General features: G+C 76.0%; 13 protein-coding genes. 7 read left to right on the top strand and 6 right to left on the bottom strand.

Translation table 11 applies throughout. The annotated features are described in order from the left end of the window. The first annotated feature begins 105 nt into the window (after positions 1–105). Together ACQP60_RS11165 and ACQP60_RS11160 are read left to right on the top strand one after the other, a co-directional pair. The gene (locus tag ACQP60_RS11165; protein WP_429732185.1) at positions 106–1056 is read left to right on the top strand and encodes an ABC transporter ATP-binding protein; all 951 of its coding nucleotides are present in this window, start codon (positions 106–108) and stop codon (positions 1054–1056) included. Then, entirely contained in the window at positions 1053–1904 is an 852-nt protein-coding gene (locus ACQP60_RS11160) for an ABC transporter permease (RefSeq protein WP_429732182.1), read from the top strand. Before ACQP60_RS11165 ends, ACQP60_RS11160 begins: the two co-directional genes overlap by 4 nt. Positions 1905–1908: 4 nt before the next feature. On the opposite strand, the gene ACQP60_RS11155 is transcribed toward ACQP60_RS11160, so the two are convergent. Together ACQP60_RS11155 and ACQP60_RS11150 are read right to left on the bottom strand one after the other, a co-directional pair. Beyond that, positions 1909–2193 (bottom strand): glutaredoxin family protein, encoded by a 285-nt coding sequence (locus ACQP60_RS11155; RefSeq protein WP_429732179.1) that lies wholly within the window; start codon positions 2191–2193, stop codon positions 1909–1911. A 24-nt stretch (positions 2194–2217) separates the two neighbouring features. Further along, on the bottom strand, positions 2218–2994 hold the full coding sequence (locus ACQP60_RS11150) for an SDR family NAD(P)-dependent oxidoreductase (protein ID WP_429732176.1): 777 nt from the start codon (positions 2992–2994) through the stop codon (positions 2218–2220). A 49-nt stretch (positions 2995–3043) separates the two neighbouring features. Between ACQP60_RS11150 and ACQP60_RS11145 the strand changes: the two genes are divergently transcribed. From ACQP60_RS11145 to ACQP60_RS11135, 3 genes are all read left to right on the top strand, one after another. Continuing rightward, positions 3044–3466, top strand: coding sequence for a VOC family protein (locus tag ACQP60_RS11145; RefSeq protein WP_429732174.1), 423 nt, complete (start codon positions 3044–3046; stop codon positions 3464–3466). A 73-nt stretch (positions 3467–3539) separates the two neighbouring features. Next, positions 3540–3962, top strand: coding sequence for a hypothetical protein (locus tag ACQP60_RS11140; RefSeq protein ID WP_429732168.1), 423 nt, complete (start codon positions 3540–3542; stop codon positions 3960–3962). A gap of 106 nt (positions 3963–4068) precedes the next feature. Continuing rightward, a complete protein-coding gene (locus tag ACQP60_RS11135; protein WP_429732165.1) occupies positions 4069–6663 on the top strand; it encodes an ATP-dependent DNA ligase in 2595 nt (864 codons plus the stop codon). A gap of 4 nt (positions 6664–6667) precedes the next feature. On the opposite strand, the gene ACQP60_RS11130 is transcribed toward ACQP60_RS11135, so the two are convergent. The 3 genes from ACQP60_RS11130 to ACQP60_RS11120 all read right to left on the bottom strand — a co-directional run bounded on the left by ACQP60_RS11130 (position 6668) and on the right by ACQP60_RS11120 (position 9229). Beyond that, a complete protein-coding gene (locus ACQP60_RS11130; RefSeq protein ID WP_429732163.1) occupies positions 6668–7297 on the bottom strand; it encodes a response regulator in 630 nt (209 codons plus the stop codon). After that, positions 7294–8463, bottom strand: coding sequence for a sensor histidine kinase (locus ACQP60_RS11125; RefSeq protein WP_429732160.1), 1170 nt, complete (start codon positions 8461–8463; stop codon positions 7294–7296). The genes ACQP60_RS11130 and ACQP60_RS11125 overlap by 4 nt, the downstream gene beginning before the upstream one ends. A gap of 121 nt (positions 8464–8584) precedes the next feature. Further along, positions 8585–9229, bottom strand: a complete 645-nt coding sequence (locus ACQP60_RS11120; protein WP_429732157.1) for a GntR family transcriptional regulator — start codon at positions 9227–9229, stop codon at positions 8585–8587. Between the two features lie 50 nt (positions 9230–9279). On the opposite strand from ACQP60_RS11120, the gene ACQP60_RS11115 reads away from it, so the two are divergent. Together ACQP60_RS11115 and ACQP60_RS11110 are read left to right on the top strand one after the other, a co-directional pair. Then, entirely contained in the window at positions 9280–10512 is a 1233-nt protein-coding gene (locus tag ACQP60_RS11115) for a YncE family protein (protein ID WP_429732154.1), read from the top strand. Further along, positions 10509–11726, top strand: a complete 1218-nt coding sequence (locus ACQP60_RS11110) for an amidohydrolase (protein ID WP_429732151.1) — start codon at positions 10509–10511, stop codon at positions 11724–11726. Before ACQP60_RS11115 ends, ACQP60_RS11110 begins: the two co-directional genes overlap by 4 nt. A gap of 9 nt (positions 11727–11735) precedes the next feature. Here the strand turns inward: ACQP60_RS11110 and ACQP60_RS11105 are convergent, their stop codons facing one another. Further along, on the bottom strand, positions 11736–12353 hold the full coding sequence (locus tag ACQP60_RS11105) for an isochorismatase family protein (RefSeq protein WP_429732149.1): 618 nt from the start codon (positions 12351–12353) through the stop codon (positions 11736–11738). Positions 12354–12403 lie beyond the last annotated feature (50 nt).

Genomic DNA, 12403 nt, shown 5'->3' with positions numbered 1-12403 from the left:
CGCTATCCGGCGGGGCACGGCAGCGAGGAGTGCCGGAAGTCATGGGTCGAGGTCGTGACCGGCGGCACGCGCGGCGGCTGCGGGCCCGTCCGTAGCGTCGCCGCCATGACCGCACTCGTGGCGCAGCACCTGCGCAAGACGTACCGCTCCCGCCGACGGGGTGGCCCTCCGGTGGTCGCCCTCGACGACGTGAGCCTGTCCGTCGGCCCCGGCGAGGTGGCCGGCGTGCTCGGCCGCAACGGCGCCGGCAAGTCCACGACGGTGGAGCTCCTGGCCGGCGCGCGGGTTCCAGACGAAGGTCGGGTGCGGGTGCTCGGCCTCGACCCGCGCGCGGACCGCGGGCGGGTGCGCGGCGTTCTCGGCGTCCAGCTGCAGGGCGCGTCCCTGCACGGCGCGCTCACCGTCCGCGAGCTGGTCCGCCTCTACCGGTCGTTCTACCCCCGCGGCCTCGACCCCGACCGGCTGGTCGAGCGCGTCGGCCTGGGGCCCTCGCGCGACGTCCGCTTCGAGAAGCTGTCGGGCGGGCAGCAGCAACGGGTCTCGGTCGCCCTCGCCCTCGTGGGCGCACCGCGCGCCGTCATCCTCGACGAGCTCACCACCGGCCTCGACCCCGAGGCGCGGCGCAGCATGTGGTCGCTCGTCGAGGACCTGCGGGCCGACGGTGTCACCGTCCTGCTCGTCAGCCACCTCATGGAGGAGGTGGAGCGGCTGTGCGACCACCTGACGATCCTCGACGCCGGCCGCGTCGTCGCGGGCGGCACCGCCGCCGAGCTGGTCGACCGGGCGGGCCTGCGGCCCACCGTCACCCTGCGTACCGACGACCCGGCCGCCGCCGACCTCCTGGCCCGGCTGCCCGTCGTCGAGCACGTCGACGCGGTTGGCCCCCGGCTCACCGTCACCGGCACCTTCACCGGCACCGGTCACGACGACCTGCTGCAGCAGGTGGGCGCCGCCCTCGCCGCCGCGGGCGTCGTCGCGACCGAGACCCGGCTGCGGCTGCCCACCCTCGACGACGCGTTCCTCGCCCTCACCGGAAGCCCCCTGGAGGACTCATGACCGCCGCCCGCCCCACCACGCCTGCCGACCGGACGCGCGACGGCCTGCCCCGCGTGCTGGAGCTGCCCGAGCCGGGGGCGCCGCCGCACCCCGTGCGCCCCGGCGCCGGTGCCTGGTGGGCGCTGACGGTCGCCGAGGCGCGGATGGTCGCGCGCGACACCGCGGGCCTCGTCGTCCCGCTCGGCATGCCGGTGCTGATCCTCGTGATGAACGGCCTGTCCCCCGGCCTGGCCGAGGTGATCCCCGGGACCGGTGGTCGCACGGCCCTGGACCTCTCCGTGCTCCCGCTGACGCTGACGATGGTGGTGGCGCTGGTCGGCGTGATCAACATGCCGAGCTTCCTCGCGTACTACCGGCGCACCGGGGTGCTCAAGCGCCTCGGCGTGACCCCCGCCTCGCCGGCCATGGTGCTGGGCGCGCAGGCGTTCGTCGGCGCGGCGCAGATCCTCGCGGGAGTCGCGCTGGCGCTGGCCGTGGCTCTCGCCTGGCTGGGCGCGACGCCGCCCGCGGACCCGTGGGTGGCGACGGGCGTGCTCGCGCTGACGGTCGCCGCGATGTTCGCCGTCGGGATGCTCGTGGCGGCGGTCGCGCCGACGCCGGGCTCCGCGGTGGCGATCGGGCTCGTCGCGTTCTTCGCGATCGGCGCGCTCGGCGGGATGTTCGGCGCCCGTGAGAACCTGCCCGACGCGCTCGCCACGCTGGGCGGCTGGCTCCCGTTCGGCGCCGCCGTCGACGCCCTCGGCGCCGCCTGGGCCGGCGTCGCCGTCCCCGGGTCCTCGCTGGTCGGGCTCGCCGCGAGCACCGTCGTCGCGGGTGTCGCGGCGGCCCTCTGGTTCCGCTGGGAGTGAGCCGTCAGAGACCGACCGCGTCCAGCTTCGCGGTGAGCTCGGCGTCCGTGGGCTCGACGAAGAACTCGCCGTCGGGGAACACCACGACGGGGATGTTCTTGCGGCCGCTGATCGCCTCGGCGTCGTCGGCCCGTGTGGGGTCGGCGACGAGGTCCACGTTCACGTACTCGACACCGCGGGTGTCGAGCACGCGCTTGGCGCGGCGGCAGTCGCCGCACCACGCGGCCCCGTACATCGTGAGGGTCTGCGGGCGCCGGAGCTGGTCGGACGTCGAGGTGTGGTCGGTCATGCGCAGCACCATACCCCCCTAGGGTTAGTGGACGGAGAATCCGCCGTCCACGAAGAGTGACTGTCCGGTCACATACGCGGACGCCGGGCTCGCGAGGAAGACGGCGGCGCCGGCGAAGTCGTCGGGCAGCCCGTTGCGGCCGACCATCGTGCGGGCCGCGAGCGCCTCGACCCGCGCCGGGTCGCTCTGCAGCCGGGCGTTCAGCGGGGTGAGGACGAAGCCCGGCACCAGAGTGTTCGCGGTGACGCCGCGGGACGACCACGCCTCGGCCTGCGAGCGCGCCAGCGACTCCAGGCCGCCCTTGGACACCCCGTACACGCCGGACTGCACGAACGCCCGGTGCGCCTGCTGCGACGACACGTGGATCAGGCGGCCGTACCCGCGCTCCGCCATCCCGGGTCCGAACCGCTGGCCGAGCAGGTACGGCGCCTCGAGATTGACCGCCATCGTCGCGTCCCAGGTCGCGTCGTCGGTCTCGCCCAGCGGCGGGCGCAGGTTGATGCCGGCGGAGCTGACCACCACGTCCGGCTCGCCGAAGACGGCGGCGGCCCGCTCCGCGGCGTCCCGGACGCCGTCGCGCGTCGAGAGGTCGGCGCCGACCCGGTCCGCGGTGCACCCGTCCGCGCGCAGGTCGGCCACGGTGGCGTCCAGCTCCGCCTCGCGCCGGGCGATCACCACGACGCGCGCGCCGGCGCGGGCGAGCGCCCCCGCGATCGCGCGGCCGATGCCCGAGCTTCCGCCGGTGACCAGGGCGGTCCGGCCGTCGAGGGAGAACAGGGAGGACAGGTACGCGTCGGTCACGCGCACACCCTGCCACGCGCGCGGTCCGTCCCGCCCCTACGGTCGCTCCATGAGCGACACGAGGGCCGACGGCGAGGTCGGCGAGATCACGGGAGTCCAGGTCAACCTCTTCTGCTCCGACGTCGAGCGGTGCGCACTGTTCTTCGAGGCGCTCGGCCTGCGGCGCGCGTTCCGCTTCCCGCCCACCGGGACGCCGTCGAAGCTCGAGGTCGAGGGCGCCGGCGTGCGCGTCGGCTTCGACGCGGTGGACGTCGCGAACGACGTCGCCGACCTGGGCGTGGTGCCGCCGCGGGACCGCTCCGCGGAGGTCGCGCTGTGGGTGTCGGACGTGGACGCCCTGCACGCGCGGGCCGTCGCCGCCGGCGGGCGCTCGCTGCGCGCGCCCATGGACGGCCCCGACGGGCGGCTGCGGTACGCGTGGGTGCTCGACCCGGAGGGGCACCAGATCAAGCTGTTGCAGCGGCGGCAGTAGTCCTGAGTCCCCACCGTCGACCCCCGTCGTGCCGTCGGCGCCGGCACGTGCGGAGCCTCGTTAGTCTCGCGCCGTGAAGATCGTCACCGTGGACGGGGACTCCGTCCGGGTTCGTCGCCGCGTGCTCCCGTGGCGGCCACGCGTCCGCGAGCTGGACGTCGTGGACGTCCCCTCCTGGAGCCTTCCCGACCTCGACGGTGAGCTTCCCGTCGTCGCCGTGATCCTCGTCGGCGTCGCGGTCGTGCTCCTGCTGCCGGCGGTCGTCGTCGGGCTCGTCGTACTCGGTGAGGCCCTGGTGCTGCTCTTGCTCCTCCCGGCGTTCGTCCTCGCCCGGGTCGCGTTCGGCAAGCCCTGGATCGTCGAGGTGGTCGCCCGCCGCAAGGTCGTCCACGCCGAGCCTGTCGTCGGCTGGGGCGCCGCCGGACGGCGCGTCAAGGCGCTCGCCGCCGAGATCCGCACGCCGGGCTGGCAGCCGACGCCCTCCCCCCGGCCGTGACCGCTCCGCCCACGGTCGACGGCACCGACGACAGCGAGTTCAGGGAGGCGTAGGTCCTCCCGCCGTCCGAGACGCGCGCACCCGCCGCTCGGGCGACGATGGCGCCATGGCACGCACGTCGTCGAGCAAGCCGCAGACCGTCACGGTCGACGACCGCCGGCTGCAGCTGACGAACCTGGACAAGGTGTACTACCCGGCCACGGGGACGACGAAGGGCGAGGTGCTGCAGTACCTGGCGCAGGTGGCGCCGGCGCTGCTGCGGCACGCGTCGTACCGGCCGGCGACGCGCAAGCGGTGGCCGGACGGCGTCGCGGGGCAGATGTTCTTCCAGAAGAACCTGGACGCCTCGACGCCGTCCTGGGTGCCGCGGCGGTCGATCAAGCACCGCACGTCGACCAACGACTACGTGCTGGTCAACGACCTCGCCACGCTGACCTGGCTGGGGCAGACGGCGACGCTGGAGATCCACGTGCCGCAGTGGCGGTTCGGCCGCACGGGCACGCCGATGCCGCCCGACCGGCTGGTGCTGGACCTCGACCCCGGGCCCGGCGCGGGCCTGGCCGAGTGCGCCGAGGTCGCGCGGCTGGCCCGCGACATCCTGCGCGGCATGGACCTCGACCCGCTGCCCGTGACCAGCGGCTCCAAGGGGATCCACCTGTACGCGGCGCTCGTCGGGCACGACGACTCCCTCACCGCCGACGCCGTCTCCGCGGTGGCGCACGAGCTCGCGCGGCACCTGGAGTCCGAGCACCCGGACCTCGTGGTCAGCGACATGAAGAAGTCGCTGCGCGCGGGCAAGGTGCTCGTGGACTGGTCGCAGAACAACGGCGCCAAGACCACGATCGCGCCGTACTCGCTGCGCGGCCGCGACGAGCCCACGGTCGCCGCCCCGCGCACCTGGGAGGAGCTCGACGACCCGGACCTGCGCCACCTCACCTTCACCGAGGTGGTCGAGCGCCTGGACCGCGACGGCGACCTCCTGGAACCGCTGGCGGCCGGGCACCTGGCCCAGCTCGAGCCCACGCCGGAGCGCATGGCGACCTTCGAGCGCACCCCGGCCGAGCGGCTCGAGACGTACCGCGCCAAGCGCGACCCCGAGAAGACGCCGGAGCCGTTCGGCCCGGAGAGCCCGGACGCCCGCGACGGCGCCCCGACCTTCGTCATCCAGGAGCACCACGCCCGCCGCCTGCACTGGGACTTCCGGCTGGAGCACGAGGGCGTCCTGGTGAGCTGGGCGCTGCCGAAGGGCGAGCCCACCGACCCGAAGCAGAACCACCTCGCCGTGCAGACCGAGGACCACCCGCTGGAGTACGGGTCGTTCGAGGGCACCATCCCGGCCGGCGAGTACGGCGGCGGCGAGGTGACCATCTGGGACGCCGGCACCTACGACCTGGAGAAGTGGCGCGAGGACGAGGTGATCGCCGTCCTGCACAGCGAGCGCCGCGGCTCACGACGTCTCGCCCTCATCCGCACCGGCGGGCGCGGTGGCGACGACCAGAACTCGTGGCTGATCCACCGCACCAAGGCGCAGCCCGGCGACGAGGACGACGGCGCCTCCGGTCCTGACGAGGGCGCCGGCGGGGACGCCCCGATCGCCGACCGCACCGGCCGTCGCGCACCCGACGACAGGCCGGCCGACGACGCGCCGACCGAGGCGCCGCGGCCGATGCTCGCCACCACGGCGCCGCCGGGCGAGCTGGCGCGGCTGGACCCGGACGACTGGGCGTTCGAGGTGAAGTGGGACGGCTTCCGCGCCGTGGTGGAGGTGCTGCCCGGCGCGGGTAGCGGCGAGCACGACGACGAGCGCACGGTGCGGCTCACGTCGCGCTCGGGCCAGGACCTCACGGTGACGTTCCCGGAGCTGAGGGCGCTCGCGGAGATGGTGTCCGACGACGACCTGCCGCTGGCGCTGGACGGCGAGATCGTCGCCCTCGACGCCGACGGGCGGCCGTCGTTCCGCCGCCTGCAGCAGCGGGCAGGCCTCACCCGACCGCGCGACGTCGAGAAGGCGCGCCGCGCGGTCGGGGTCGACCTGGTGCTGTTCGACGCGCTGGTCGTGGGCGGGCGAGCCGTGACCGACCGGCCGTACACCGAGCGCCGCGAGGAGCTGGCGCGCGTCGTGACGCCGCGCCGCCCGGTGCACGTGCCCGACGCCCTGGACGGGACGCTCGACGAGGCGCTGGAGACGAGCCGACTCATGCGGCTCGAGGGGGTCGTGGCGAAGCGGCGCGGCTCCGCGTACACGCCCGGCCGCCGCTCCCGCGACTGGCTCAAGATCAAGCATGCCCGCACCCAGGAGGTGGTGGTCGTCGGCTGGCGCCCGCTTCACGCGGGCACGGGCCGCGAGGACGCACGCGTGGCCGGCTCGCTGCTGCTGGCCGTGCCGGACGACGACGGGGCGCTGCGCTACGTCGGCAAGGTCGGTACGGGCTTCAAGGAGGCGGAGCGGCGCGACGTGGTGCGGCACCTGCGGCCCGTGGACGACGCGCCGCTCGACGGCGTCCCGCGCACCGAGGCGGTGCACGCCCGCTGGGCCGCGCCCGAGCGCGTGGCCGAGGTCTCGTACGGCGACTGGACGAGCGACCCCGCCGACCTGGGCGCGACGGACGGCGCGGACGACGAGGGTCCGCGGCTGCGGCACTCGGTGTGGCGCGGGTGGCGCGACGACAAGCGCCCGGACCAGGTCGGCGTCGAGAGCTGAGTCGTCAGCGCACCGTCTGCCCGCGCAGCGCGTGCGCGACGGCGGCCGCCCGCGACTCGACGCCGAGCTTGGCGTACACGTGCGCGAGGTGGGTCTTCACGGTCGCCTCGGAGATGAACAGCCGGCGCCCGAGCTCCCGGTTGCTCAGCCCCTGCGCGAGCAGCGTGAGCAGCTCCGCCTCGCGCGGCGTGAGCGCGCTGCCGGGGTTCTGCGCCTGCTGCATCAGGCGGGACGCCACGGGCGGGGACAGCACGCTGCGCCCGACGACGGCGCCGCGCACCGCGGAGAAGATCTCGGCGGGCGGGGCGTCCTTGAGGACGTACCCGATGGCGCCCGCGTCGACGACGCGCACCACGTCGGCGTCGGTGTCGTACGCGCTGAACACGAGCACCGGCACGTCGGGGTGGGCGGCCCGGATGCGGCGGGTGGCCGCGACGCCGTCGTCGGCCGCCCCCAGCTCGAGGTCCATGACGACGAGCGCGGGCGCGAGGCGACCCACGGCGTCGAGGGCCTCGTCGGCGGTGCCCGCCTCCCCGACGACGGTGATGTCCGGCTGCGAGTCGAGCAGGGCGCGCAGCCCGGCGCGCACCACGTGGTGGTCGTCCACGAGCAGCACGGTGATCGTGTCGCTCATGCGTCCTCCTGGTCCTCGGGCCCCGTCGTCGCGGAGCCGGCCGTGACGGGCAGCTGCACCCCGACGACGGTCCCCTCCCCCGGCGCGCTCTCCACCGTGATCGTGCCACCGAGCTGCTCCACCCGCTGCCGCATGGCCCGCAGCCCGAACCCGCCCTCCGGCCCGACGGCGCGCAACGCGACCTCGTCGACGTCGAACCCGCGGCCGTCGTCGAACACGTCGAGCGCGACGGCGTCGGGCAGATAGGTGAGGGTGAGCCCGAGCCGCGCGGGGCCGGCGTGCCGGTGCACGTTCGCCACCGCGCTCTGGGCGATGCGCGCGAGGGCGTGCGCGGTCTCCGCGCCCACGGGCACGGGCTCGCCCACCACGGTGAGCTCGGCGTCCGGGACGTGGCGGCGCGCCGCCGTCCGGATCGCGGCCTCCACGTCGGCCGGGGCCACGCCACCGGCCGCGGGCGACGGGTCGACGAGGTCGTGCACGAGGTCGCGTGTCTGCCCGAGGCTGGCGCGCACGGCGACGGCGGCCTGCCGGGCGTCGTCGCGCGCGGCGACGGGGTCGGCGTCCCAGCGCTGGTCGGCGGCCTCCAGCCGCAGCACCGCGGAGGACAGGGACTGGGCCACGGTGTCGTGGATCTCGCGCGCCACGCGCTCCCGCTCGGCCAGCACGGCGACCTCGCGCTGCAGCCGGACGCGCTCCCCCGCCTGCCGCACGATCGCGTCGTACGCGAGGCTGAGCAGCACGGCCACCACGAGCGGCGCGACGGCGGCCGCCCAGTCGCTGCGACCGGACAGGTCGAACAGCGCGACGCCGGTGACGACCGCGACGGCACCGACCAGCACGTGCGCCGCGGGCACGGGCACCAGCGTGCGGCAGACGAAGAACAGGGGGATGGCGGACCAGGCGAAGCTCGGCGCCACCAGCACCAGGGCTCCCCACGCCAGGAGCAGGACGCCGAGGACGGCGTCGACGGCGAGGCGTCGGCCCCTCGGGAGCGGGCGCCGCGCGAGCACCGCCAGCACGGCGTAGGCGGCGGCGACCACCGCGACGAGCACCACGACCAGCCACCACCGGCCGTCGAGGCCGTGGTTGGTGAGGTAGCGGGCGGCGGACGTCGCGACCAGCGCGGCGAACGCGAGGTGCACGCCGCGGGTGAGGGATCCGGGCACACAGGCACGCTAGCCGGGCGAGGCGGCGCCGCACCTCATCCGTTCGGATGAGCGCTCCCGCCCCGGAGGCCCGATGCGGCACGGGGAGGCCGGCGACGAACCTGGGCGGATGTCCCGTCCCTCAGGCCCGGCGCTCCTGGGCCGCCGCCCTGCTCGTGCCGAGGTGCGCGCCCGCCAGGCGTGCGGCGGCCTCGCCGTCCCCGTCGCGGACGGCGTCGAGGAGCTCGCGGTGCTCGTCGGCGATCGCCTGCAGGTCGACGTGCTGCGCGAGCAGCCAGCGCACCCGGCTGGCGATCACGCGATGCAGCTCGAGGAGCACCGGGTTCCCGGCGGCCTCGACGACGCGCTCGTGGAAGTCGGCCCCGGCGCGCCGGGCCGCCGGGCCGTCGCCCGCGCGGGCGGCGGCGTCCTCCCGCGCCCACGCCTCGGTCAGGCCGGCGAGCTGCTCGGGCGTCCGGCGCGTCGCCGCGAGGCGGAACTGCAGCGGGTCGGTCGCCTCCCGCACCTCGTGCAGGTGGTCGACGTCGGCGTCGCTGAACTCCCGGACCACCGCCCACGTGCGCGGCCGCGGGGTCACGAGGCCCTCGGCGACGAGCGTGCGCAGCGCGTCCCGCACGGGGATACGGCTCACGCCCAGCTCGGCGGCCAGGTCGCGCTCGACCAGGCGGCTGCCGGGCTCCCGGGAGCCGTCCACGATCTGCTCGCGGACGACGCGCGCCACCCGCACGGACTCGGGCTCGAAGGGGGCCGAGAGCTCGGAGGACATGCGCACATCCTGCCAGCCACCCGGAGGAGAATATGGCATACCATCTTGGCGTGATCGCGCCCCGCACGCGCCGCCCGGCCCGCGCCGCAGGGGCCCTCGCGGCCGCCACCGCCCTGCTCGCCCTCGGCGCCTGCGCGGCCCCGCAGCCCGCCGGCACGACGGCGCCGCCCCGGAGCCCGGCGGAGAGCTCGGCACCGAACGACGCACCGCGGCCGGGCGCGTCGCCCGCTGCCCCGCCGTCGCCTTCGCCGTCGACCGAGCGCGCGCCCGCCGAGCTGCTGCTGGCCACGCAGGCCGAGCGCGACACGCTCGCGGTGGTCGACCCGTCCGTCCGCCGCGGCAGCGCCGTCGTCGACGAGATCACGGTGGGCGCCGCGCCGTGGGACGTCGCGGTGGACGAGGACTCGCGCCGCGCGTACGTCTCGACCGCCGAGGGAGTCGCCGTCGTCGACCTCGACGCCCGCGAGCGCACCGACCTGTTCTCGTACGAGCACGGGACGACCCGCGTCGCGTTCGGCGAGTACCGCCGCGGCGGCCTCGGCCTGGCCGTCTCCCCCGACGGCGAGCGCGTGCACGTCGCGGTGAGCACGGGCGACGCGGCGTTCCTCGAGACCCTGGACGCCGACACCGGCGAGATGGTCTCGTCCGTGCCGGTGGGCCTGCGCCCGTTCGACGTCCTCGTGAGCGACGACGGCGACGAGGTGTACACGGTCGACCACGACGGGTTCACCGTCACGGTCGTCGACCCGGAGCGCGGGCGCGCCCGCGCGATCGAGGTGGCGCCGTTCGGCCGCGAGGGCGGCCTCGCGTCGTTCGAGAAGCCGCACTACGCCGTGCTCGACGGCGACGGCGACCTGCTGCTGCCGTACCAGGGCCGCGTGCTGGCGCGCGTCGACCCGGACAGCGGCGACGTCACGACCACCGACCTGACCGCCGACTCCCACCAGCACGGCGTCGCCCGCGCCGACGACGGCACCCTCGTGATCGCCGGCAACGGCCCGTTCGGCAACGCCGGGTCGGGACCGAGCATCGAGGTGGTCGGCCCGGACGGCACCGACGTCGTCCTGCCCACCGACCGCCGCCACGAGACCGTGGCCGTGTGGCACGGACCCGACGACGAGGCGTACGGCGTCCTCGCCGGCGGCTACACCCAGCAGGAGGCCTGGGACGGCGCCACCGTCGTCCCGCTCGCGGCGGCGCTCGACGGCGCCGACGAGAGCTACGAGATCACCATCCCCGGGCGACCGCAGTCGGTCGTCCCCTACCAGGAGGACCGCCCGTGACCGGCACCACCAGCACCCCCGTCGTCTCCGTGATCCGCGACGTGCGCCCGTGGGGCGGCGACGCCGCCGACCTGCACGTGGCGGACGGCGTGATCACCGCCGTCGTGCCGCACGACCGGACGGCCGCGCCGACCGGCGCCGAGGGGGAGATCGACGGACGCGGCCTGCTCGCCCTGCCCGGGCTGGTCAACGCGCACGCGCACGTCGACAAGTCGTGGTGGGGGAAGCCGTGGGTGAGCTACGGCGGCGAGCCGGGCGTCCAGGCACGCATCGCGCACGAGCGCGCGCACCGCGACGAACTCGGCATCCCCGGCGTGGACGTCACGCTGGCGGTGCTGCGCGAGTCGGTCCGCACCGGCACGACGGCGGTGCGCACGCACGTGGACGTCGACCTCGGTGTCGGCCTTCGCGGCATCGAGGTGGTCCGGGAGGCGGTCGCCGCCCTCGGCGGCGCCGTGCACGCCGAGATCGTCGCCTTCCCGCAGGACGGCGTGCTGCGCCGCCCCGGCGTCCTGGAGCTCCTGGACCGGGCGGCCGCCGCCGGCGCGGAGCACGTCGGCGGCCTCGACCCGGCGTCGATCGACCGCGACCCGGTGGGCCAGCTCGACGGGCTGTTCGAGATCGCCGAGCGGCGCGGCGTCGGGATCGACGTGCACCTGCACGACGGCGGCGAGCTGGGCGCGTTCCAGATCGAGCTCATGGTCGACCGCACCCTGCGCGCGGGGCTCCAGGGCAGGGTCAACGTGGCGCACGGCTTCGCCGTCGGCCAGCTCCCCGCCGCGCGACAGGCCGACCTGGTCGCCGCGATGGGCGAGGCCGGCATCACCATGACCACCGTGGCGCCGATCGGCGCCGCTCCCCTGCCCCTGCTCGCGCTGCGCGACGCGGGCGTGGCGGTGGGCCTGGGCACCGACGGCATCCGTGACCTGTGGTCCCCGTACGGCACCGGCGACCTGCTGACCCTCACCACGCAGCTCGCGCGCCTGTCGGGCCTGCGGTACGACGAGGAGCTCGTCACCGCGGCCCGGGTCGCGTCGACGGACGCCGCCCGGTTCGTCGGCCGCGAGGTGCACGACCTCGTGGCGGGCTCGCCGGCGGACGTCGTGCTCGTCGACGCCGAGAACGTGCCCGACGCCGTCGTCCGCGCGCCGCGCCGGACGCTCGTCGTCGCGGGCGGCCGGGTGGTCGCCCGCGACGGCGAGGCGCTGGTCTGACGGAGCGCGTCAGGCCGCGCGGTCCTGACCGGCGAGGTCGTGGGCCGTGGCCACGACGACGCCGTACGCGTCGGCGACCGTCGCGAGCGCCGCCCGGTGGAGCTGTTCCGCGGGCACCGGCGCGACGGCGCTCGCGAGCGACCGGGTGGCGCACGCCTCGGCGACGACGGTGGGCCGGTTGCCGCGCAGGGCCGCGCCCTGGGACGTGAACGCGACGCACATGTGCGTCATGAAGCCGACGACCACGACGTCGACGTGGCCGGCCGCGTCCACCAGATCCCCGAGGTCGGTGCCCCGGAACGCGTCCGGGGCGGTCTTCGTCACCACGGCCTCGCCGGGCGCGGGGGCGACGCGCGGGTGGATCCGGCCCAGGTCGGTGGCCAGGTCGTAGGGCGAGCCGGCACCGCCGTCGTGCTGCACGTGGATCACCGTGGCGCCGGCCGCCCGGGCGCGGGCCAGCAGGTCCGCGGCGGCGTCGAGCGCGGGCGCCCAGCCGTCCAGCTCCATGACGCCGCGCGTGTAGGTGTTCTGGTAGTCGACGAGGATCACGGTCGCGTCGGCGAGGTCCGCGGGCGTCGGGTCGGCGCCGCTGAGCTCGCGCAGGGTCGTGCTGGTCGTGCCGGTCATCTGGGGTCCTTCCGAGGACGAGGTCGGGGCGCCGTCGCGGCGCACCTCCA

This window comes from Isoptericola variabilis (genome assembly GCF_050311655.1).
Classification (GTDB): domain Bacteria; phylum Actinomycetota; class Actinomycetes; order Actinomycetales; family Cellulomonadaceae; genus Isoptericola; species Isoptericola variabilis.
Note: the sequence above shows the minus strand (reverse complement) of the source record. Positions and strands in the feature narration are given on the sequence as shown.